The sequence below is a fragment of the Streptomyces sp. ADI95-16 genome, assembly GCF_003721495.1.
Lineage (GTDB): Bacteria > Actinomycetota > Actinomycetes > Streptomycetales > Streptomycetaceae > Streptomyces > Streptomyces goshikiensis.
The window spans coordinates 2,813,767-2,835,481 of sequence record NZ_CP033581.1 but is presented as its reverse complement, the minus strand read 5'-3'; the positions used below and the strand labels follow the sequence as shown (position 1 = coordinate 2,835,481).

Below are 21,715 nucleotides of genomic sequence, written 5' to 3'. Positions count from 1 at the left end.
CGCGGCTTGACCTTGACGCAGCGGTCGCCCGCAGCCGGGCGGGGCGGCTCAGGCCGGGGCGAAGAGGATCTTCGCCAGCCCCGGGTCCGCCCGTGTCAGGCGCACCCGGATCCGGTCGCCCAGCGGCAGCGGGTGGGACGGCGACTCGACGCGGCCGACGACCGCCGGCTCCTCCAGGTGGACCGTGCCGACCAGCGGCTCGTGGTCCAGGACGTCGATCACCGTGGCCTCGAAGGTCTCCCCGACACGGTCCTTGAGCACGGCCGCCTCGACGAGGTCCACGGACTCCCGCTCGGCCGAGTTCGCCAGCCGGGTGCCCTCCGCCATCCGCTGCGGCAGCGCGTCCAGCGCCGCGACCGCCCACTCCGGGGGCGCGGCCCCGGCCACCGCCGCCACGCACAGCTCGCCCGTGTAGCGGTCGACGAGCCTGCGCAGCGGGGCGGTGCAGTGCGCGTACGGGGCCGCCACGGCCGCGTGCAGGGCGGGCGAGGGCAGGTGGCCGCCGCTGAACACCGTGTACCCGGCGCCGCGCAGCAGGGCCGTGCACTCCTGGAGGAACGCGGCGTGCGCGGGGACGTGCGGGTCGAGGGAGCGGACGAGTTCGGCGTACGGCACGTGGTGCGGCCAGTCGATCCGCAGGGCCGTCGCGGTGCGCCGCAGCCGGCCGACCGCGCCGTCGGGGGCGGTGGGGAGGGTGCGCAGGATCCCGGTGCCGGTGGCCAGCATCAGATCGGCGGCCGCCATGCCGGTCATCAGGGAGATCTGGGCGTTCCAGCCGTCGGCGGGGAGCGGGGCCCGGTAGACCAGGCTGTACGAGCCCTCGTGCTCGACGACCTCCTGCTCGGGCACGTTCAGCGAGATGCCGCCGCGTTCCCGTTCCAGGGTCTCGCGCAGCCGGCCGATGTCCCGCAGGAGGGCCAGCGGCTCTTCGGCGGTGCCGGCGTCGATGGCCTTCTGTACGCCCTCGTAGTCGAGCTTGGCCCTGCTGCGGACCAGGGCCCGGCGGACGTCGGCGGTCTCGACGCGGCCCTCGCGGTCCAGGTCGAGCCGCCACAGCAGGGCCGGGCGGGTCTGGTCCGGCAGCAGGCTGGCCGCGCCCTCTGAGAGCGGCGCCGGGTGCAGCGGGACCTTCACGTCGGGGAAGTAGAGGCTGGTGACGCGCCGGTGGGCCTCGGCGTCGAGGACGCCGCCGGGGGTGACGAAGGCGGCGACGTCGGCGATGGCGTAGTGCACGCGGTAGCCGCCGCCGGCCGGGCGCTTCGCCAGGTGCATGGCCTGGTCCAGGTCGCGGGAAGCCGGCGGGTCGATCGTGAACAGGGGGATGCCGGTCGCGTCGAGCTCCGGCAGCCGGGGCTCGCGCGCCGCCCGCTCGGCCTCGGCGAGCACAGGGGCCGGGAACTCGGCCGGCAGGTGCAGGCTCGTGCGCAGTTCACGCAGCGCGGCCCGCAGGGCAGCCCCTTCTGCGCCGGTCATGTGGATGTGGCGGCGTGGCATGGATCGAGCGTAGATCCGGTGGCTCCGGGCGGCGCGGCGAGAGGCTTTACCCTGGCTCGGGGGCCGCATCCCCCTGCCGTGTTCGTCATGAAGGAGAACCACCGTGCTCGTGCTGCTGCCGCCTTCCGAGGGAAAGGCCGCCGGCGGTTCCGGCGCACCGCTGGAGCCGGGGACCCTGTCGCTGCCGGGGCTGGCCGGGGCGCGGGCGGCCGTACTGGAGGAACTGGTCGAGCTGTGCGCCGGGGACGAGCTCAAGGCGCGCGAGGTGCTGGGCCTGAGCGAGGGACTGCGGGGCGAGGTCGCGAAGAACGCCGGGCTGCGGGAGGCGGTGGCGCGGCCGGCGGGGGAGATCTACACCGGCGTGCTGTACGACGCGCTCGGGCTGTCCTCCCTGCCGGAGGCCGCCCGGGCCCTGGCGGACGACTCCCTGATGGTGTTCTCCGGGCTGTGGGGCGCGGTGCGCGTGACGGACCGGATCCCGTCGTACCGGTGCTCGATGGGGGTGAAGCTGCCGGGGCTGGGCGCGCTGGGCGCGTACTGGCGGGAGCCGATGGCCGGGGTGCTGCCGGAGGCGGCGGGGGACGGGCTGGTCCTGGACCTGCGGTCCTCGGCGTACGCGTCCGCGTGGAAGCCGAAGGGGGAGGTGGCGGGGCGCGCGGCGACGGTGCGGGTGCTGCACTCGCAGATCGTGGACGGCGTGGAGAAGCGGTCGGTGGTCAGCCACTTCAACAAGGCGACGAAGGGGCGGCTGGTACGGGACCTGCTGGTGGCCGGAGCCGTACCGGCGTCGCCGGCGGAGCTGGTGACGGCGCTGCGGGACCTCGGGTACGTGGTCGAGGCCGGCGGCCCCGCCGCCTCCGCGAAGCCGTGGTCCCTCGACGTGATCGTCACCCAGGTCCACTGACGCCGTCCCGCCGCTGCCTCCAGCCCGCGGCGTCTTTTGGCCTCGCCGGCGTACCAATAAGCCCCGCCGGCGTTTGAGGCGCCGGGCTCGGGGGCCGGCCGCCGCCACCTTCAGCCTCGCCGGCGTTTGAGGCGCGGGGGTTCGGGGGCTGGCCCCCGGCAGCGGCGCCGCGCGTGCCCATGGCCGGTCGCTGCGCGGGCTTCTCCCCGCCCCGCCCTTCCTCCTCCCCCAGACTTCGTCCGGGGGGACCCCCACCTGGGCTCTGCCCAGACCCGCGCCTCAAACGCCGGCGAGGCTGGATCGCGCCGGCGGGGCTGGATCGCGCCGGCGGGGCTGGATCGCGTCGGCGGGGCTGGATCGGTGTGCCGGCGAGGCAAAGGGCGGGGTCAGTGGCCCAGTGGCCAGGCGACCGTGGCCGGGGTGTGGGGGGTGGAGTCGGCGTAGGCGGCGCAGGCGTCCGTGAGGGCTTCCAGGAGGGTGAGCGGGTCCGGGAGGGCGTGCTCCATGCCGCGGACCCAGCTCACCGCGTGGTCACCCGGCAGGGCCGCCGGCGGGACCAGGACGTAGCTGCCGCGGCAGTGCCACCGCAGGCCCGGGTGCTCGTCCATCGTCTCGGGGTGGCAGTCCAGCGCGCACGGCCACCACTCGTCCTCGTCCTCGGGGGTGCCCCGCGTCGCGGTGAAGAAGAGCATCCGCGCCTGGTCGCCCCTGCCGGCGGACTCGGCGACGGGGCCGACCTCCACGCCGGCGGCCAGCAGGCGCTCCAGCGCGCTGCGGCCGGCTTCGAGCGGGACGTCGAGGACGTCGTGGACCATGCCCGTCGCGGTGATGAAGTTGGCCTGGGGCTGGTTGCGCGCCCAGCGTTCGACCTGTGCGCGGTCGGTGGTCGACTGGGTCTGCCAGGCGAAGGAGACGGGGTGGCGGGCGGGGGTGGGACAGCCGATGCGGTCGCACGAACATCGGTAGCCGGCCGGATGCGCTGCGGGCGCCAGCGGCAGCCCCGCGGCGGCCACGGCCAGGAGGAGTGCCTCGCGTTCTCGTCCGGGGTCTTCGGTCGAGGGTTTGGACCGCAGGCGCAGCCACTGCGAAATCCTGCTCTGCTCGCCGCGTTTGACGCGGCCCGATTCAGACCCCATCTATCCCCTCACCTGAACGTTGGCCCCGGCAGACCCTCACATGCTCCCACCATCCTGAGCCCCGGATGACCGCGCTCCTCAACCGGGGCCCCACGTACGGTCCCCGGGAAACCCGTGCATACCAGTAGGAACCGGCCATATCTTCTCAGCCAGATGCGGCATGTGCCGTCAGCCGTCAGGCGGTGACTTTCCCCACCCCGGCGGCCGTCCCGCCGGCCACCCCGCCCAGCACCCGGTCCACCAGCGCGTCCGTGAACGCGTGCGTCAGCGGCGCCGTCCGCAGCAGCCAGCGGTACGTCAGCGGGCCGAGCAGCATCTCCACCGTCAGGCGCAGATCCGTGTCCCGCGCGAGCTGGCCGGCCTCCCGGGCCGTGCGCAACCGGTCCTCGTACAGGGCGAGCTGGGGTTCCAGCAGCCGCTCGGTGAACCGCGCCCCGAGCTCGGGATCCGTGGCCCCGGCAGCCGTCAGGGCGCGCGCGGGGGCCTCGTACCTCTCGTCGTTGAACTCGTCGACCGTCGCCCGCAGTACGAGCTTCAGGTCGGCCGCGAGATCGCCGGTGTCGGGGAACCCGGCCCACTCGCCTTCGGTCCCCGCCTCCCCGGCGAGCGCCAGCGAGGCGTCCAGCAGCACCGCCGCCTTCGAGGGCCACCAGCGGTAGATGGTCTGCTTGCCGACCCCCGCGCGGGCGGCGATGGCCTCGATGGTGAGCTTGTTGTAGCCGACCTCCCCGAGCAGGGCGAGCGCGGCGTCGAGGATCGCGCGCCGGGAGCGCTCGCTGCGGCGGCCGGCGTCCGGGGCCTTGACGGTCTTGCCGGCCGTGGCGGCTGTGGCGGCTGCAGCGGCTGCGGCGGCCTTCGCGTCCTTCGCGGGCTGTGGCGGGGTGGCCGGTCTCGACGCGGGGGGCTCGGTGCTCATGCCGCCAAGCTACCAACCCGATACGTCTCGTCTTCGAGTCATTCCTTAAACCACCCGGTCAGTTCACTGCGCGGTCCCCGTCGAGGAGGGACGATTCTCTCCACACCTTCGTGAGTCGTGAGGAGCCTTCTTTGCGCAGAGACGCCACACCCCGGCGCTACCTGATGTGCCCACCCGCACATTTCAAGGTGACCTACTCCATCAACCCGTGGATGGACCCCACGAAACCGGTGGACCTGCCCATCGCGAACGCCCAGTGGGAGGACCTGAGGGACCGCTACCGCTCCCTCGGCCACACCGTCGAGACCCTCATCCCGGACCCCGGCCTGCCGGACATGGTCTTCGCCGCGAACGGCGCCCTCGTGGTCGACGGCCGGGTGCTCGGCGCCCGGTTCGCCCACCCGGAGCGCGCCGCCGAGGCGGAGATCCACCTCGACTGGTTCCGGTCCCACGGCTTCCAGGAGATTCACGAACCGTCCCACGTCAACGAGGGCGAGGGCGATTTCGCCGTCACGGCCAGCTACGTCCTGGCCGGGCGGGGCTTCCGCTCCAGCCCCCTCTCCCACGACGAGGCCCAGGAGTTCTTCGGCCGGCCCGTCATCGGCCTCGACCTCGTGGACCCGCGCTACTACCACCTGGACACGGCGCTCAGCGTCCTCGACGGCGACGAGGTCATGTACTACCCGCCCGCCTTCTCGCCCGGCAGCCAGGCCGTGCTCCGGCGGCTCTTCCCGGACGCCCTGATCGCCGACGCCGACGACGCGGCGGCCCTCGGGCTGAACGCGGTCTCGGACGGCCGGCACGTCCTGCTCCCGCAGGCCGCGGCCGGGCTGCTGGCGCCGCTGCGCGACCGCGGGTTCGAGCCGGTCCCCATGGACCTCGGGGAACTGCTCAAGGGGGGCGGCAGCGTGAAGTGCTGCACCCAGGAGCTGCGGATGTAGCCGCCGCCCCCGGATGCGGCCGCGGCCTACGGAGCGGGCGGCGGCCACTCCTGGCCCCAGTCGGCGTCCCGCGCCGACTTGTAGAGGTCACCGTGGCGCTTGGTCACGGTGGCCCGGGTCAGACCCGGCGCCCCGGCGCCCTGCGGACCGCACAGGTCCAGCAGGACGAGCCCCTTGCGGATCTGCGGCCTCCGCGTGATCCGGGAGACGGCCGGCTCCACCGGGAAGCGGGTCGCGGCCACGTAGCTGAACTTCTCGTCCTCGTACGGGAGGGAGCCGCCCTTGACCTTCCGGTGCAGGGAGGAGCGGCTGACCCGGGCCGAGAAGTGGCACCAGTCCTGCCCGACCTCGATCGGGCAGGTCCCGTCGTGCGGGCAGGGCGCGGCGACCCGCAGCCCGGCCCCGATCAGCTGGTCGCGGGCCTCGCGGATCCGCAGGTACCCCTCGGGCGTGCCCGGCTCGATCACCACCACCGCCTGCCCGGCGCGCGCCGCCTCCGCGACCACGGCCCGGCGGGCCTCCGGCGTGAGCTCGCCGAGCACGTACGACACGGTCACCAGCTCGGCCTCGGGCAGCACCAGACCGGCTCCGATGACGGCCCGCCGCCAGTCGGCGCCGCGCAGCACCGGCGAGCCGGAGGCGGCCGCCAGCTCCTTGCCCAGGGCCAGCGCCGGCTCCGCCCAGTCGAGCACGGTGGTCCCGCGCGGGCCGTCCCAGGTGGCGTCGGCCGCCCAGGCCGCGGCGCCGGTGCCGCCGCCGACGTCCACGTGCGAGCCCGGCGTCCAGTGCGGGGCCGCCTCGGCCAGCCCGTCCAGCGCGGACCGGACGGCCTCGAAGGTGGCCGGCATCCGGTACGCGGCGTACGCCGCCACGTCGGAGCGGTCGCGCAGCACGGGCGCGTCGGTCGGGGTGGTGCCGCGGTAGTTCGCGATCAGCCGCTCGACGGCGGCCGAGGCCTGCTTCGGCGGGAGTCCTTCGAGCAGTCCGCCCAGCGCGTGGCGCAGGGTTTCGGAGGTGGTGGCGGGGGCGGGGGCGGAGGCGTTCACCCACGAAGTTTACGGCGACGCGGGCGGCCGGTTCACGCCGCGGCGGCCACCGTGGCCTCCCGGTCCCGCCAGGGCCTGCACATCCCGAGGAAGCAGCCCACCGACAGCAGCGAACAGGCCAGCTGGACCACCGCCATCGGGACGGCCGTGCCCTCGCCGGCGATCCCGACCAGCGGCGAGGCGATCGCCCCGACCAGGAACGAGGAGGTGCCCAGCAGGGCGGAGGCCGATCCGGCGGCGTGCGGGGTGCGCATCAGGGCCTGCGCGTTGGTGTTCGGCAGCACCAGGCCCATCGCCGACATCAGCACGAACAGCGCGGCCGCGATCGGCACCAGCCCGACCTCGCCGAACACCCCCGTGGACATCAGCAGCAGCGCCACCGAGGCCAGGGTGATGGTGCCGAGCCCGGTCGCCAGGGCCTTGTCCAGGCTGACCCGGCCGACCAGCAGCTTGCCGTTGATCTGGCCGACGGCGATGAGGCCGACCGAGTTGAGGCCGAACAGCAGGCTGAACGCCTGCGGGGAAGCCCCGTAGATCTCCTGCACCACGAAGGGGGAGGCGGAGATGTACGAGAAGAGGACGGCGAACCCGAAGCCGCCGGCCAGCATGTACCCGGCGAACACCCGGTCGGCGAGCAGCCCCCGCATGGTCCGCAGGGCGGCGCCGACGCCGCCGGTCTGGCGGCGCTCGGGCGGCAGGGTTTCCCCGAGTCCGCGCCACACCAGCAGGGTGAGCGCGAGGCCGACGACGGTGAGGACGGCGAAGACGCCGCGCCAGTCGGCGAAGCGGAGCACCTGGCCGCCGATGAGCGGGGCGATGATCGGGGCCGTCCCGGATATGAGCATCAGGGTGGAGAAGAACCGGGCCATCTCGACGCCGTCGTACAGATCGCGCACGACGGCGCGGGCGATGACGATGGCGGCGGCGCCGGCCAGGCCCTGGAGCAGCCGGAAGGCGATCAGCGTTCCGGCGGTCGGGGCGAGGGCGCAGAGCGCGGTGGCGAGGACGTAGACGACCATGCCGGTGAGCAGCGGCCCGCGCCGGCCCAGCTTGTCGCTCATCGGGCCGATGACCAGCTGGCCCAGGGCCATGCCGGCCAGGCAGGCGGTCAGGGTGAGCTGGATGGTCGCGGCCGGGCTGTGCAGGGCGGTGGTGACCTCCGGCAGGGCCGGCAGGTACATGTCCATGGACAGCGGCGGCAGCGCGGTGAGGCCGCCGAGCACGAAGGTGACGAGCAGCCCGGTGCGGCGCGCCTTCGTGAGAAGGGTGGATCCGGGGGCAGAGGGGGTCTCGGGCGACGGCTGCTGGGACGCCGTCGCGGGGGCTCTCTCCGACATGCGGGACTCCACTCTCCTCGTGTTTTTCGCACCCCTGACCGACCCATGTTCTCAGCTATCGGAACGTCCAGGGCCCCTCGGCGGACGTGACGTAGCCTGCGGCCCCATGGACGAACCTGGGAAGAAGATCGCCGTGGTCACCGGGGCCGGATCCGGAATTGGGCGCTCCGTGGCCCTGACCCTGGCCGCCGCCGGCTGGTCGGTGGCCGTGGCAGGCCGCCGCGCCGAGCCGCTGGAGCGGACGGCCGAGGCGGCCGGGGCCGGCGCGGACGTGCTGTGCGTACGGGCGGACGTGAGCGATCCGGACGACGTGGCCGCGCTCTTCTCGGCGGTACGGGACCGGTACGGGCGCCTGGACCTGCTGTTCAACAACGCGGGCACCTTCGGCCCGGCCGGGGTCGCGCTGGAGGACATCGCCTACGAGGACTGGCGCGCGGTCGTGGACGTCAACCTGACGGGGGCGTTCCTCTGCGCGCAGGCGGCCTTCCGGGTGATGAAGGCGCAGGATCCGCAGGGCGGCCGCATCATCAACAACGGCTCGATCTCCGCGCACGTGCCGCGGCCGAACTCGATCGCCTACACCGCGACCAAGCACGCGATGACCGGCCTGACGAAGTCGCTGTCGCTGGACGGGCGGCCGTACCGGATCGCGTGCGGGCAGATCGACATCGGCAACGCGGCGACGGAGATGACCGAGCGGATGCGGACCGGAATCCTCCAGGCCAACGGGCAGCTGGCGGTGGAGCCGGTGATGGACGCGGCCGACGTCGCGCGGACGGTGCTGCACATGGCGGAGCTGCCGCTGGAGGCGAACGTGCAGTTCGCGACGGTGATGGCCACGGCAATGCCCTACGTCGGCCGGGGTTAGGCCGTCTGGCGGGCGCGGGCGCGGGAATGCGGGATCCGGTGGTGCGGTTGAGGCGATCATGACGACCGAGGTACTGCGCTACACCGCCTTCTCCGACGACCCCGAGGGCGGCAATCCCGCCGGGGTCGTGCTGGACGCCTCCGGGCTGGACGACGCCGCCATGCTGGGGATCGCCGCCGGGCTCGGCTACAGCGAGACGGCCTTCCTGACCGCGCCGCCGGCCGGCCTGGCCGCGGCGCCCGGCCGGGGCTTCACCGTGCGCTACTTCAGCCCCAAGGCGGAGGTCCCCTTCTGCGGGCACGCCACCGTGGCCACCGCGGTCGCGCTGGCCGAGCGCATCGGCCCCGGCGAGCTGGTGTTCGCGACCCGCGCCGGGACGGTGCCGGTGTCGGTCGAGACGGCCGACGGCGCCCCGCGGGCGGTGCTGACCAGCGTGGAGCCCCACGTCGAGGAGATCGCCCCGGCGGACCTCGCCGAGGCGCTGGCCGCGCTGGACTGGCCGGCGGCCGACCTCGACCCGGCCCTCCAGCCCCGGATCGCCTACGCCGGGGCCCGGCACCTGGTGCTCGGCGCCGGAACGCGGGCTCGGCTCGCGGACCTCTCGTACGACTTCGACCGGCTGGAGGCGCTGATGCGGCGCCTGGACCTGACCACGGTCCAGCTGGTGTACCGCGAGGCCCCGGCGCTCTTCCACGTACGGAACCCCTTCCCGGTCGGCGGCGTCGTCGAGGACCCCGCCACCGGGGCGGCCGCGGCCGCGTTCGGGGCGTACGCCCGCGAGCGGGGACTGGCCCCGGCGGACGCGGTGCTCACCCTCCACCAGGGCGAGGACATGGGCCGCCCCGGGGTGCTGACGGTGGAGCTGCGGGCCGGGGACCCGCGGGTCCGGGTCGGCGGCGCGGGCGTGAGGATCGCGTGAGCGCCGGGCCCGGCGCCGGGGCGGCCGCCCCCGTGACGCGGGTGCTCGGGTTCGCCGAGGCCGAGCTGCCCGCCGCGCTCGCCGCACAGGTCGCGGCCCTGGAGGCCGAGGCCTGGCCCGGCGCGACACCCGGGCACGACCCGGCCCTCGCGCCGCGCGCCCTGCTGCTCGTGACCGCCGACGGCACCGTGGCGGCCTCGCTGGCGCTGCTGTTCAAGGACATCCGGCACGCGGGACGGACGTACCGCGCGGCCGGGCTGAGCTCCGTGGTGACCCGGCGGGCACTGCGCGGCCGGGGCTGCGGCGCCCGGCTCGTCGCGGCGGCGCGCCGCGAACTGGCCGCCGTACCGGGGCTGGACCTGGTGCTGTTCAGCTGTGACCGGCCGCTGGCGCCGTTCTACGAGGCCGCCGGATTCACCCGGCTGCCGGGGGCGGTCCTGGTGGGCGGGACGCCCGAGGAACCCCTGGCGACGGACGGGCCCGGGTTCGACAAGGAGGTCCTGGCGGAGTTCCTCGGCCCGGACGGCCCGGACGGCCCCGACGCCCGGGCCGGCGCCGCCGCCTTCGCGGGGACGCGGATCGACCTCCACCCGGGGCTCGTCGACCGCCTCTGGTGACGGCGCGGCGCCGACCGCACACGCCGACGGGGCCCGGATCGGGTGGATCCGGGCCCCGTGGGGTGGTCTGCCGCTACGAGCGGTCCGTGGCGGCCGGCGCGGCCGGAGCGCTCGGCGCCGCCGGGCGGCCGGGCCGCTGCGGGGCGAAGAACAGGAACAGCGTGGGAACGAGGTAGAGCACCCACACCACGACCTGGAGCCAGGTCGGGTCCGGCTGGAAGTTGAACGTGCCCTTCAGCAGCGTCCCGTACCAGCTGTCCGGCGGGATCGACTCGCTGACGTCGAAGGCCTTGTTTGCCAGGCCGGGCAGGAAGTCCGCCTCCTGGAGGTCGTGGACCCCGTACGCGAGCACGCCCGCCGCGACCACGACCAGCATGCCGCCGGTCCACTTGAAGAACTTGGCCAGGTTGATCTTCAGGGCGCCCCGGTAGAACAGCCAGCCCAGCGCGATCGCCGAGGCGATGCCCAGCAGCACGCCCACCAGCGGGGCGGCGCCGTCTCCGGCCGCCTTCACCGAGCGCCACACGAACAGCGAGGTCTCCAGGCCCTCCCGGCCGACGGCCAGGAACGCGGTGAAGACCAGCGCGCCGGTGCCCATCGCGAGCGCCGCGTCCAGCTTCCCGTGCAGTTCGGCCTTCAGGTGCCGAGCGGTGCGCTTCATCCAGAAGACCATCCAGGTCACCAGGCCCACGGCGATGATCGACAGCGAGCCGCCGATCGCCTCCTGCGCCTGGAACGTGAGCTCCTGCGTGCCGAATTCGAGCGCCGCGCCGAAGCCCAGGCTCACCGCCGCCGCCAGGCCCACACCGGCCCACAGCGGGGCCAGCTTGTCCTTGTGCCCGGTCTTGACCAGGTAGGCGACGAGGATGCAGACGACCAGGCTGGCCTCCAGCCCTTCGCGCAGCCCGATCAGATAATTGCTGAACACGTGGTTTCCCCTTGTCCGCTACTACGAGAACAGCGTCCGGCCCCACCAGTCGTCCGTGTCGCGGACGCCCGGCGGGACGGCGAAGACGGCCGAACCCACGTGCTGGATGTATTCGTTGAGCGAGTCGCTCTTCGACAGTGCCCGCTGGATCCGGACGAAGCCCTTGCGGACGTCGCGCTGGTAGGCGAGGAAGAACAGGCCCGCGTCGAGCCGGCCGAGGCCGTCGGTGCCGTCGGTGAAGGAGTAGCCGCGGCGCAGGATCGTCGCGCCGTCGTTGCTGTCGGGGTGTGCGAGGCGGACGTGGGCGTCCGGTTTCATCGCCTTCAGGAACGGTGCGTCGTGTTCCCTGGGCTTGCCTACCGGGGCGCCTTCGGCCTTGTCGCGGCCGAAGATGTCCTCCTGTTCCTGGAGCGGGGTGCGGTCCCAGGTCTCGATGTGCATGCGGATGCGGCGAGCCACCAGGTAGGAGCCGCCGGTCATCCAGTCGGCGCCGTCGCCGGAGGCGACCCACACGTGCTTGTCCAGTGCCGCCGTGTCGGTGCCCGAGATGTTCCGGGTGCCGTCCTTGAAGCCCATCATGTTGCGCGGGGTCTGCTCGTCGGGGGTGGTCGAGGAGGTTTTCCCGAAGCCGAGCTGGGACCAGCGCATCGCGGTCTTGCCGAAGCCGATGCGGGCGAGCTGGCGGATGGCGTGCACCGCGACCTGCGGGTCGTCCGCGCAGGCCTGGACGCACAGGTCGCCGCCGGAGCGGGCCGCGTCGAGGTTGTCGCCGGGGAACTGTTCCAGGTCGACCAGGGCCTCGGGGCGCTTGTCCTCCAGGCCGAAGCGGTCCTTGGCGAACAGGCCGGGGCCGAAGCCGATGGTCAGCGTGAGCCGGTTCGGCTTGAGGCCGAGGGCCTCGCCGGTGTCGTCCGGCGGGGCCTGGGGCAGGCCGCCGACGGCGCCCTCGCCGACCGGAAGGCCGGCGGTCATCCGCTCGGCCGCCCGCGTCCAGTCCTTCAGGAGCCGCACCAGGGCGGCGCGGTCCTTCGTCGTCACGTCGAACGCCGCGAAGTGCAGACGGTCCTGCACCGCGCTGGCGATACCCGCCTGGTGCTCCCCGTGGAAGGGGACGGCCGAGCCGGTCATCCCGGCCGGCACGGTGTCGGTGCCGCTCCTGAGCGCCGCGACGGTACCGCCCGCCGCGGCGGCGCCGAGCGCGAGCCCGGCACCGCCCCAGCCGAGCACGGCCCGTCGGGACGGTGCGCCGGTGGTGCTCCCGTCGCGGGTGCTCCCGTCGCCGGGGCCTTCGGCGCCGGTGCTGCTGGTTTCCTCGGACATGGTCGACACCTTCGGTACGCGTTACTTGGCGACGGCGGCGGCGAGCTTGGACAGCGGCTCACCGAGGGCACTGACGGCGTCCGACAGCTCCTTGCGCTGGTCCTCCTTGACCGTCTCGTACGACTGGAACTCGTAGCTCGCCTTGTCGGCGCGGTACTTGTCGAGGAGCGTGTTCATCGCGCCGAACTGCTTGTCGAGCTCGGCGGCCAGGGCCGGGTCGTTCTTCGAGGCGATCGGCTTGAGCAGCTCGTACGCCTTCTGCGCGCCCTCGACGTTGGCCTTGAAGTCGACCAGGTCGGTGTGGGAGTAGCGCTCTTCCTCACCGGTGACCTTGCCGGTGGCGACCTCGTCGAGGAGCTCCTTGGCGCCGTTGGCCATCGAGGTGGGGGTGATCTCCGCCTGGCCGACCTTCTTCTGCCAGTCGGTGAGGTCGGCCATCAGGGTGTCGGCGAGCTTCTTGTCCTGGTCGGTGATCTTGCCGTCCTGGAAGAGGGACTTCTCCAGGCGGTGCCAGCCCGTCCAGTCCTTCGCCGGGTCCTGGCCGGCCTCCAGGCCGTCCTCGCGGACGTCGACCTTCGGGTCGATGTCACCGAAGGACTCGGCGACCGGCTCGGTGCGCTCCCAGCCGATGCGGGAGACGGCGTACGCCTTCTTCGCGGCCTCGACGTCCCCGGCCTTGACGGCGTCCGCGAAGGCCTGCGCCTTGGGGAGGGTCTCGTCGGCCTGCTCCTGGACGTAGGTGCGGTACGCGGAGACCGCGGCGTCCGCCTCGGGGCTGCGCTTCTCGACGGCGCCCGAGCCGGTGGCCTTGACCTGCTGACGGATGCCGTCGCCCTTCATGCCGGGCTTGCAGGCGATCTCGTAGTCGCCCGCCTTGATCTCGGCGGTGATGGAGGCCTTGGTGCCGGGGCCGATGTTCTCGCGCTCGGCGACGATGCGGCCGTCCGGGAAGAGCAGGTACAGCTCGGTGACCTTGGCGCCCTTGTTCTCGACCTCGATGGTCGCCTTGCCCGCCGGGAAGTCCTTCTTCGAGACCTCGCACGCCGTGTCGGTCGCGGTCACGTGGATCGCGCCGTCGCCGCCGGCGGAGTCGCTCTTCTCGGCGCAGCCGGTGACGGCGGTGAGAGCTGCCACGACGGCGGCCGCGGTGAGGACGGAGAGGCGGACGGGGCGCATGGGAGCTCCTGGGGCTTCGGACGGGGGGCCGCCCCGGGTGGGGAGAGGCCGGTGAGGCGGACCTAACTTAACCGAGCCTTACCTGACTCATACCCGCTCTTCCAGTGATTCGGCGCACACCGCCCGGGGGTGGACACGGGGCCGTCACAGAGCCCTCATGACGACCCCATGACAAGGTCAAGCGGAGGTCAAGCCGCGCACCGGGACCACCAGCGGGGCCCCCGTCCGAGGGTGCGGCAGCACCTCCACCGGCTGCCGGTACACCCGGCTCAGCAGCCCGTCCTCGAACACCTCGGCCGGCGGTCCGTCCGCCGCGATCCGCCCGTCGTGCAGCACGGCGGCCCGGTCCGCGTACGCGGCCGCCAGACCCAGGTCGTGCAGGACGACGACCACCGCGTCCCCGGCGGCGGCCCGCTCCCGGCAGATCCGCAGCACCAGCTCCTGGTGGCGCAGGTCGAGGGCGGCCGTGGGTTCGTCGAGCAGCAACAGCGGCGCCCCCTGGGCCAGCACGCGGGCCAGCGCGACCCGGGCCCGCTCGCCGCCGGAGAGCGCGGAGAAGGGGCGCTCGGCGAAGCCGGTCACCTCGGTCGCGGCCATGGCGGCGGCGACCGCCGCCCCGTCGGAATCGGCGTACGGGGTACCCGCCCAGGGGGCGCGGCCCATCCGGACGACGTCCTCCACGGGAAAGGGGAACGCCAGCGCCGCAGACTGGGGGAGCACCGACCGGCGCAGCGCGAGATCGGGCGCCGACCAGTCGCCCACCGGGCGCCCGTCGATCCGTACGACCCCGGAGGCCGCCGGGAGGTCCGCGGCGAGGGCGCCCAGCAGGGTGGACTTGCCCGCGCCGTTCGGCCCGACCAGGGCCAGCACCTCGCCGGCCCGGGCCGTCAGTTCGATCCCGGCCAGCACCTCGCGCTGCCCGAGCCGGACGTGGAGGTCCGAGGCCTCGGCGAGGGGCGCGCCGGGCGCGGGCCGGGCGGGGACGGTCCGCCCGCGCCGCCCGAACAGGACGCTCATGCCCAGCCTCCTTGCTTGCGGCGGGTCCGGCGCAGCAGCCAGAAGAAGAAGGGGCTGCCGATCAGGGCGGTCAGCACGCCGAGCGGCAGCTCGGCCGGTGCGGCGATGGTCCGCGCGGCCAGGTCGCCCGCGAGCAGGACGACGGCGCCGGCCAGGGTGCTGCCCGGCACCAGGAAGCGGTGCCCCGGGCCGTTGGCCATCCGCAGCAGGTGCGGCACCAGCAGCCCGACGAAGGTGATCACCCCGGCGACGGCGACGGCGGCCGCGGTGAGCAGCGCGACCACCAGGATCAGGGTGAGCCGCAGCCGCTCGACCTCGATGCCGAGGTGCCGGGCGGGGCGCTCGCCGAGGGCGAGCAGGTCGAGCCTGCCCGCGTAGAAGGGGGCGACGAGCAGCCCGGCGAGGGCGCAGGGCAGCACGGCGAGGACCTTGGGCCAGGTGGCCTGGGCGAGGGAGCCGAGCTGCCAGAAGGTGATCTGGTTGACCTGGCCGCTGTCCGCGAAGAACACGAACAGGCCGATCAGGGCGCCGGCGAAGGCGTTGACCGCGATGCCCGTGAGGATCAGGGTGACGACCTCGGTCTTGCCGCCGCTCCGCGACAGCAGGTACACCGAGCCCACCGTGACCAGGCCGGAGACGAACGCGCAGACGGTGATCGTCCAGTTGCCGAAGAAGCTGAGGCCGAGACCGATCGAGGCGACGGCGCCCACGGCGGCGCCCGCCGAGATGCCGATGACCCCCGGCTCGGCGAGCGGATTGCCGAACACCCCCTGCATCAGGGCGCCCGCGCAGCCGAGGCTCGACCCGACGAGCAGCGCGAGCACCACGCGCGGCAGCCGTACGTTCCACAGCACGCTCTCCCCGACCCGGTCGAGGGCGGCCCCGCCGAGGCCCATCCGGTGCTGCGCGGAGGCGAGTACGTCCCCGGTGGGGATCTCGTACGCGCCGACGCCCGCGGACAGCAGCGCGATGACGAGCAGGACGCCCGCGAGGGCGGCGGTGAGCAGAGCCGCGCCGCGCCGCTTGCGTACGGGCGGCCGCGCGGGCGGCCGCGCGGGCGGCGGCGCCGTCTGCCGGCCGGCCGGGCCGACGGTGTCGGGGAGGGTCACGTTCTCAGGCCTTGCCGTAGAGCTGGTCGATCAGCGAGGTGAGCACCTGGTCGGTGCGCGGGCCGTAGTTGAGGAGGACGCCGTCGTCCACCGAGACCACGCGGCGGTCCATGCCCGCCGGGGTCTGGGCGACGCCCGGGATCTTCACCAGGCCGTCGAGGCCGCCCACGGACTCCAGGCCCTTGGACATGACGAGGATCGCGTCGGGCGCGGCGGCCGCCAGGGCCTCGCTGGTGATGGGGGTGAAGTCCTTGCCGAGCCCCGACTCCTTGCCGGTGTCGACCGCGCCCGCCGCTTCCAGCAGCGAGGCGGCGCCCGAGTCGGAGCCGCCCAGCAGGTAGACGGAGGCGGAGCCGCGCAGGTAGAGGAAGGCGACCCGGGGCTTCTTGCCGGAGGCGTCGCCCGGAATGTCCTTGCGGGCGGCGGCGATCCGCTCGGCGGTGCGCTGCTTCAGCCGCGCCCCGGCGTCCCGGACGCCCAGCGCGCCGGCCACGGTCTCGATCCGTTTCGGTACGTCGTCCAGGGACTTGGCCGGGGCGATCACGAGGAGCGGGATGCCCGCGTCGCGGATCTGCCGGATCGCCTCGGCGGGGCCGGAGGTGGTCTCGGCGAGCACCAGGGTCGGGCGCAGCGAGAGCACGCTCTCCGCCGAGACGTCGTGGCCGCGGGTCACGACGGGGAGCTTTGCGGCCTGTTCGAAGGTGGCGGTGATGTCGCGGGCGACGACCCGGTCGCCGAGGCCGAGGGTCTGGACGATCTCGTTGAGGCTGCCGGTCAGCGGGATCACCCGCTCCGCCGAGGTGACGGTGACCTCGGTGCCGTCCGCCGAGGTGACGGTCACCGGCAGGGCGGGCGCCGGAGCCGGGGTGAGCGGCTCGACCCGGTCCGGGGCCGACGAGACGGCGGGGGCGGGGGAGTTCTCCCGGGTGGCCGCACCTCCGCAGCCGGTCACGGCCAGTGTCAGGGCCAGCGCCGCGAGGGCGGTGACGAGACGGGGGAAGCGGGGTGGCGCGGCGGGCGTAGGCACGAAGGCACCGTCCTGATCGTCCGGCTGAAGGGCGGGCTGGCGGGGGATGAGCGGGTTTCCGGCCGAGGTTCGGGGAGCCTGGGGGTTCCTCACTCAACCGGGATAGCTTAGGTTAGCCTAACCTTATTAGCCAGACCCTGGAGGGGGCATTCATGCCCGCAAGACCCGCCCGCGCTCTCGCCGTCGCCCTGTTGGCGACCCTGGCGGCCTTGCTGACGGCCCTGGTTCCGGCCACCGGCGCGCACGCCGCCGGCCGTACCGTGCAGGGGGGCCGGCTCGACTGGGGCATCAAGTCGTCCTTCCAGAGTTATGTCACCGGGCCGGTCGCGAAAGGCGGTTTCAAGCTGAAGAACGGAGCCGCCACGGCCGGCGGCAGCCTCTTCCGCTTCCACTCGGCCACCGGCTCCTACGACCCCGAATCCGGCGCCTTCGAGGCCTCCTTCAGCGGCGGGGTCCAGTTCCAGGGCCACCAGAAGCCGGACGGCGCCTACGAGCTGGACCTCAGCGTCAGCCGGCCCACCGTCAAGATCAACGGCGGCGTCGGCACCCTGTACGTGGACGTCTCCAGCAAGGCCAAGGACACCGGCGTCGTCAGCACCCGGTCCCAGGTGCCCTTCGCCACCCTCGGCCTCGGCGGCGTCAACATGCTGGGCGGCGGCAGCCCGATCGCCCTGAACAACATCCCGGTCACCCTCACCGGCGAGGGCGCCCAGGCCTTCGCCGGCTACTACGCCGCCGGCGCGCAGCTCGACCCGGTCTCGCTCTCCGCCGACGTCAAGACCGCCCCGGAGGCCGGGCAGTCCTCGCAGCCCGCCGGGACGCCGAGCGCGCGGCCGAGCGCGAGCGGCTCCCCGCAGGGCGCCCCGCCCGCAGGGGCCTTCGTCGACGCGGCCGTCGACTGGGGCGTACGGCGCACCTTCCGCGAGTACGTCACCGGCTCCATCGGCCAGGGCAAGTGGACCCTCGCCGACGGCGCCCAGGACGGCGGCGCGCTGTTCCGCTTCGGCCGGGGCAAGGGCTCGTACGACGGCGGGAAGGGCACCCTGGACGCCGCCTTCGCCGGGTCCGTCCACTTCACCGGCGCCCACCTCGACCTGAAGTTCGGCGCGCTGAGCGCCAAGGTCCAGGACGGCAAGGGCGTCCTGACCGCCGACGTCACCACCGCGGGCGAGACCAAGAGCGCCGTCCCGCTGGTCGAGTTCGACGCGAAGGGCCTCAAGACCGAGGGCGGGCTCGCCACCCTCACCGAGGCCCCCGCCACCCTCACCGAGGGCGGCTCCCAGGCCTTCAACTCCATGTACAAGGCGGGCACCGAGATGGACCCCGTCTCGCTCGCCGTCGCCCTCGACGAGGGCGCGCGGCTGCCGGCCCTGCCCGACCTGGGCTCCACGGCCACGCCCGCGCCCGGCTCCGCCGCCTCGCCGTCCGCCGCCGCGCCGGAGGCGGCGCGGAAGGCGGCCGACGGCTCGCACACCGGGATGTACGTCGCCCTCGGCGCGGCCGTGCTCGCCCTGGCCGGCGGCGCCGCCTTCCTGGTGGTCCGCAAGCGCCGCACCACGCCCCCTTCCCCCTCTTCGCCTTCTTCCCCCTCTTCTTCCGCGCCCGAGGCGGGTCCCACGGACACCCCCCGGTCCTGACGCCCCGCGCTCACCCACCCCCGCCCCACTTCCCCCTTCCCCCGTCTCCAGGAGTACTCAGCCATGTCCTCCCCGCGCCGCCCCGTCGCCCTCGCGGCCGCCATAGCCACCGTCGCCGCCCTCGGCGCCACCGCCTTCGTCCTGCCCGCGACGGCGGGAGCCGGGTCTCCGGCCGCCGCCGTGGCGCCCGCCGCCGCGCCGAAGCCGATCGTCGACGGCACCCTCGACTGGGGCCTCCTGGAGCGCTACCGCACCTACGTGGAGAAGACCGCCAAGGGCACGATCACCACCTCCGGCGGCGCCACCAGGAACGCGGACGGCACTTTCCGCCTCGGCTCGGCCACCGGCCAGTACGACCCGGGCACCAACGTGGTGACCGCCGCCTTCAAGGGCAGCGTCGTCTTCGACGCGTCCGCGCACGGGTTCGTCGTCAAGCTCGCCAACTTCCGTATCGACACCGGTACGAAGAAGCTCACCGTCGACGTCACCAAGAACGGGGTGCTCACCCCGGACGTGGCCTTCGCGGAGGTGGCCTTCGCCGGCCCGGTGATGACCAAGCTGGAAACCACCCTCACCAAGGACGCGGCCGACCAGCTCGGCGGCCCGCAGTACGCGGGCCTCAAGGGCGACCCGCTGACGGCCGCGGTGGCGTTCGAGGCGCCCGGGCCCACCGGTTCCACCTCGGCCTCTCCCGCGCCCACCACCTCCACCTCCAGCTCCGCCCCGGCGCCCACGACGTCCCCGTCGAAGACCACCTCCACCCCGCCGGCCGACGGCCCGCAGCCCGTCCTGAGCGGCAAGCTGACCTGGGGGATCAAGGAGTCCTTCCGCAAGTACGTGCAGGGCGCGGGCGGCACCGTCACCCCGGCGGGCGGGGCGGCCGCGAGCGGCCCCACCTTCTCCTTCCCCGCCGGCAAGGGCGAACTCGACGTCAAGAAGCGGAAGCTGAGCGCCGCCTTCGAGGGCAACCTGCGCTTCCAGTACGCCGCCCACGGCATCGACATGACCTTCGGCAACATCAAGGTGGACGCGGACGGCGCCAAGGGCACCCTGGTCCTGGACGTGAAGAACGCCTCCGGCACCAAGACGGCCGTCCCCTTCGCCACCCTCGACCTCTCGAAGGCCGAGTACAAGACGAAGGGCGGTCTGCTGGCCCTGGGCGGGGTCCCGACGGCGCTGACCGCCGAGGGCGCGGCGGCCTTCGCCAACGCCACGACCGGCTCCCTGTACAAGGCGGGCGACCGGATCGACGACGTCGACCTCGCCGTGGCCGTGGAGAAGGACGTCGTCCTGCCGACCACCACGCCCACCACCGCGCCGACGCGCACGGCGCCGGCGGGCACGACCGGCGCCGCCACCGGCGGGGGCTCGGCCGGCGGCTCCGTCGGCGGCGGCTCGGTCGGCGGCGGGGGCGGCAGCGTCGGCGGGAACCTGGCCTCCACCGGCGCCGAGATCCCGGCCGGCGCCCTGCTCGGCGCCTCCGGAGCGGTCATCGCCGCCGGAGCCGGTGCGGTCTACCTCGCGCGCAGGCGGCGCACGGCCGGCAACTGAGCCGTGTTTGAATTCCCGCGTGAACGATCTCGATGTGCTCAAGGTCTTCTGCGCGGGTGACGGCCGGTACGGCAACCCGCTCGGCGTCGTACGCGACGGCCGGACCTGCCCGGACGACGCGTCCCGGCAGGCGCTGGCCGCCGAACTCGGCTACAGCGAGACGGTGTTCGTCGACGACCCCGAGCGCGGGGTCGTCGACATCCGTACCCCCGGCACCCGGATGGCCTTCGCCGGTCACCCGCTCGTCGGCGTCGCGTGGCTGCTGGACATCGAGGAGCTCCAGCCGCCCGCCGGATCCGTATGGGCCCGCGACGACGGGGAGTTCACCTGGATCACCGCCCGCCCGGAGTGGGTCGAGGGCAAGCGCACCGAGCAGTACGCGAGCGCCGCCGAGGTCGAGGCGCTGCCGGCCCCGCCGCCGGGCGAGGGCTGGCTGTACGCCTGGGCCTGGGAGGACGAGACCGCGGGCCGCGTCCGCGCCCGGGGCTTCCCGCGCCGCCCCGACGGCGCCATCGTCGAGGACGAGGCCACCGGTTCGGCGGCGATCCTGCTCACGGCCGAGCTGAACCGGGCCCTGAACATCACCCAGGGCGCCGGCTCCCAGATCCTCACCGCCCCCGGCCCCGACGGCACGGTGGAGATCGGCGGCCGCGTCCGCTTCGCCCTGCCCCGGGAGCCGGCCGCCGCCGCGAACTGAGTACGCCGACGGCCCCGGTTGAGTACGTACGCCCTGCCCTCAGGAGCCGGCCGGGTGGTGCGATGGGGGCATGAACACGACCTCGACCGCCCAGGGCCCCGCCGCCGGCACCCAGCCCTGGGTTCTGGTGCCCGCGCTCTTCACCGCGCTGGCGCTGGCGGCGGGCGGCTTCGGCTACGCGTCGTCCATGCTGCCCGGCGCCCCGCTGTGGCTCTTGCTCCCGTACCTGCTCGCGCTGGGTCTGGTGGCCGCCACCTGGCGGCGCCCCCGCACGCCCGAGCAGCGCGCGGCGCGCATCGCGACGGGCGCCGCCGGATGCGCGCTCGCCCTCTTCTACGCCCGGATCGCCGAGGCGCTGCTGTTCTGCGCCGGCATCGTGGCCTGGCTGATCCAGGGGGACTGAGCGAGGGTGCGGGCGGGCTACGCGCTGAGGCGGAACTGCTCGCCCAGCTGGCCGAAGACCGCGCCGTTGAAGTCGAAGGCGCGCTTGCACTCGTCGATGATGCGCTGCTTCTCCAGGTCGTCCGCGGCGATCGCGTCCAGCAGCTCGCGGTAGGTGCGCTTGAAGGCCGCCGGGTTGGAGATCTCCGCGAACACGTAGAACCGCACGCCGTCGCCCTTGCGCTCGAAGCCCCAGGTGCGCTCGGCCTTGTCCCGGATGATCTGGCCGCCGGAGAGGTCGCCCAGGTACCGGGTGTAGTGGTGGGCGACGTACCCGCCGGGCCAGGTGGCCGCGCACTCGGCCACCCGGGCCGCGTACGCCTCGGTGGCCGGCAGCGCGACCAGGCTCTCGCGCCACCCGGGGCCGCGCAGGTGCGCCAGGTCCCGCTCGATCTCGGCGACGCGCATCAGCTCGGGCCGGATGAAGGGCCCGGCCACCGCGTCGTCCCTGAGGGAGTCGGCCGCGTCCTCCAGTGCCCGGTAGACGAACCACAGCTGCTCGGTGTAGCGCGTGTAGGCGTCCACGCCGAGCCGGCCGCCCAGCAGGTCGCTCATGAACGTCGAGGTCTCCGCCTCGGTGTGCTGCTCGTGCGACGCGACGCGGATGACCGTCGAGAAGGCGTCCAAGGCGTAC

Annotated in this window: 21 protein-coding genes; 9 read left to right on the top strand and 12 right to left on the bottom strand. The window is 74.0% G+C overall.

Going from position 1 to position 21,715, the window contains the following annotated elements; all coding sequences use genetic code 11:
- Positions 1-48 precede the first annotated feature (48 nt).
- Positions 49-1,494, bottom strand: coding sequence for an RNB domain-containing ribonuclease (locus tag EES41_RS12320; protein WP_123078037.1), 1,446 nt, complete (start codon positions 1,492-1,494; stop codon positions 49-51).
- A 103-nt stretch (positions 1,495-1,597) separates the two neighbouring features.
- On the opposite strand from EES41_RS12320, the gene yaaA reads away from it, so the two are divergent.
- On the top strand, positions 1,598-2,398 hold the full coding sequence (gene yaaA / locus EES41_RS12315) for a peroxide stress protein YaaA (protein ID WP_123078035.1): 801 nt from the start codon (positions 1,598-1,600) through the stop codon (positions 2,396-2,398).
- 386 nt (positions 2,399-2,784) lie between these two features.
- Here the strand turns inward: yaaA and EES41_RS12310 are convergent, their stop codons facing one another.
- Complete coding sequence (locus EES41_RS12310; RefSeq protein WP_123078033.1) at positions 2,785-3,534, bottom strand: bifunctional DNA primase/polymerase; 750 nt, start codon at positions 3,532-3,534, stop codon at positions 2,785-2,787.
- A gap of 175 nt (positions 3,535-3,709) precedes the next feature.
- Positions 3,710-4,450, bottom strand: a complete 741-nt coding sequence (locus EES41_RS12305; protein ID WP_123078031.1) for a TetR/AcrR family transcriptional regulator — start codon at positions 4,448-4,450, stop codon at positions 3,710-3,712.
- Positions 4,451-4,581: 131 nt separating this feature from the next.
- Here EES41_RS12305 and ddaH point away from each other — a divergent pair, with 131 nt between their 5' ends.
- Positions 4,582-5,391, top strand: a complete 810-nt coding sequence (gene ddaH / locus EES41_RS12300) for a dimethylargininase (protein ID WP_123078028.1) — start codon at positions 4,582-4,584, stop codon at positions 5,389-5,391.
- 26 nt (positions 5,392-5,417) lie between these two features.
- On the opposite strand, the gene EES41_RS12295 is transcribed toward ddaH, so the two are convergent.
- Both EES41_RS12295 and EES41_RS12290 read right to left on the bottom strand, forming a co-directional pair.
- The gene (locus EES41_RS12295; protein ID WP_123078026.1) at positions 5,418-6,437 is read right to left on the bottom strand and encodes a small ribosomal subunit Rsm22 family protein; all 1,020 of its coding nucleotides are present in this window, start codon (positions 6,435-6,437) and stop codon (positions 5,418-5,420) included.
- Between the two features lie 32 nt (positions 6,438-6,469).
- The gene (locus EES41_RS12290; RefSeq protein ID WP_123078024.1) at positions 6,470-7,774 is read right to left on the bottom strand and encodes a Bcr/CflA family multidrug efflux MFS transporter; all 1,305 of its coding nucleotides are present in this window, start codon (positions 7,772-7,774) and stop codon (positions 6,470-6,472) included.
- A gap of 106 nt (positions 7,775-7,880) precedes the next feature.
- On the opposite strand from EES41_RS12290, the gene EES41_RS12285 reads away from it, so the two are divergent.
- Genes EES41_RS12285 through EES41_RS12275 form a run of 3 tightly spaced genes read left to right on the top strand, consistent with a single transcriptional unit; the run spans position 7,881 to position 10,178 of the window.
- Positions 7,881-8,642 (top strand): SDR family oxidoreductase, encoded by a 762-nt coding sequence (locus tag EES41_RS12285; protein ID WP_123078022.1) that lies wholly within the window; start codon positions 7,881-7,883, stop codon positions 8,640-8,642.
- A 58-nt stretch (positions 8,643-8,700) separates the two neighbouring features.
- Positions 8,701-9,561 (top strand): PhzF family phenazine biosynthesis protein, encoded by an 861-nt coding sequence (locus EES41_RS12280; RefSeq protein ID WP_123078020.1) that lies wholly within the window; start codon positions 8,701-8,703, stop codon positions 9,559-9,561.
- Positions 9,558-10,178 carry a GNAT family N-acetyltransferase gene (locus EES41_RS12275; protein ID WP_254211415.1) on the top strand — a complete coding sequence of 207 codons (621 nt, stop codon included), beginning with the start codon at positions 9,558-9,560 and terminating at the stop codon, positions 10,176-10,178. Before EES41_RS12280 ends, EES41_RS12275 begins: the two co-directional genes overlap by 4 nt.
- Before the next feature lie 73 nt (positions 10,179-10,251).
- On the opposite strand, the gene efeU is transcribed toward EES41_RS12275, so the two are convergent.
- From efeU to EES41_RS12245, 6 genes are all read right to left on the bottom strand, one after another.
- Entirely contained in the window at positions 10,252-11,106 is an 855-nt protein-coding gene (efeU, locus tag EES41_RS12270) for an iron uptake transporter permease EfeU (RefSeq protein ID WP_123078019.1), read from the bottom strand.
- A 21-nt stretch (positions 11,107-11,127) separates the two neighbouring features.
- A complete protein-coding gene (gene efeB / locus EES41_RS12265) occupies positions 11,128-12,426 on the bottom strand; it encodes an iron uptake transporter deferrochelatase/peroxidase subunit (protein ID WP_123078017.1) in 1,299 nt (432 codons plus the stop codon).
- A gap of 21 nt (positions 12,427-12,447) precedes the next feature.
- Positions 12,448-13,602, bottom strand: a complete 1,155-nt coding sequence (gene efeO / locus EES41_RS12260) for an iron uptake system protein EfeO (protein WP_123078015.1) — start codon at positions 13,600-13,602, stop codon at positions 12,448-12,450.
- Between the two features lie 177 nt (positions 13,603-13,779).
- A complete protein-coding gene (locus EES41_RS12255; RefSeq protein WP_123078013.1) occupies positions 13,780-14,619 on the bottom strand; it encodes a heme ABC transporter ATP-binding protein in 840 nt (279 codons plus the stop codon).
- A complete protein-coding gene (locus EES41_RS12250) occupies positions 14,616-15,728 on the bottom strand; it encodes an iron ABC transporter permease (protein WP_123078011.1) in 1,113 nt (370 codons plus the stop codon). Before EES41_RS12250 ends, EES41_RS12255 begins: the two co-directional genes overlap by 4 nt.
- 4 nt (positions 15,729-15,732) lie before the next feature.
- Positions 15,733-16,755 (bottom strand): hemin ABC transporter substrate-binding protein, encoded by a 1,023-nt coding sequence (locus EES41_RS12245; RefSeq protein WP_123078009.1) that lies wholly within the window; start codon positions 16,753-16,755, stop codon positions 15,733-15,735.
- Between the two features lie 152 nt (positions 16,756-16,907).
- Here EES41_RS12245 and EES41_RS12240 point away from each other — a divergent pair, with 152 nt between their 5' ends.
- The 4 genes from EES41_RS12240 (at position 16,908) to EES41_RS12225 (ending at position 21,043) form a co-directional block, all read left to right on the top strand.
- Complete coding sequence (locus EES41_RS12240) at positions 16,908-18,392, top strand: HtaA domain-containing protein (RefSeq protein WP_123078007.1); 1,485 nt, start codon at positions 16,908-16,910, stop codon at positions 18,390-18,392.
- A 63-nt stretch (positions 18,393-18,455) separates the two neighbouring features.
- Positions 18,456-19,943 carry an HtaA domain-containing protein gene (locus tag EES41_RS12235; RefSeq protein WP_123078005.1) on the top strand — a complete coding sequence of 496 codons (1,488 nt, stop codon included), beginning with the start codon at positions 18,456-18,458 and terminating at the stop codon, positions 19,941-19,943.
- 19 nt (positions 19,944-19,962) lie between these two features.
- Positions 19,963-20,640 carry a PhzF family phenazine biosynthesis protein gene (locus tag EES41_RS12230; RefSeq protein WP_123078003.1) on the top strand — a complete coding sequence of 226 codons (678 nt, stop codon included), beginning with the start codon at positions 19,963-19,965 and terminating at the stop codon, positions 20,638-20,640.
- Positions 20,641-20,710: 70 nt separating this feature from the next.
- A complete protein-coding gene (locus EES41_RS12225; RefSeq protein ID WP_123078000.1) occupies positions 20,711-21,043 on the top strand; it encodes a hypothetical protein in 333 nt (110 codons plus the stop codon).
- Positions 21,044-21,060: 17 nt separating this feature from the next.
- Here EES41_RS12225 and EES41_RS12220 read toward each other — a convergent pair whose 3' ends face one another.
- Positions 21,061-21,708 (bottom strand): heme oxygenase (biliverdin-producing), encoded by a 648-nt coding sequence (locus EES41_RS12220; RefSeq protein ID WP_073796158.1) that lies wholly within the window; start codon positions 21,706-21,708, stop codon positions 21,061-21,063.
- Between the last annotated feature and the right edge of the window lie 7 nt (positions 21,709-21,715).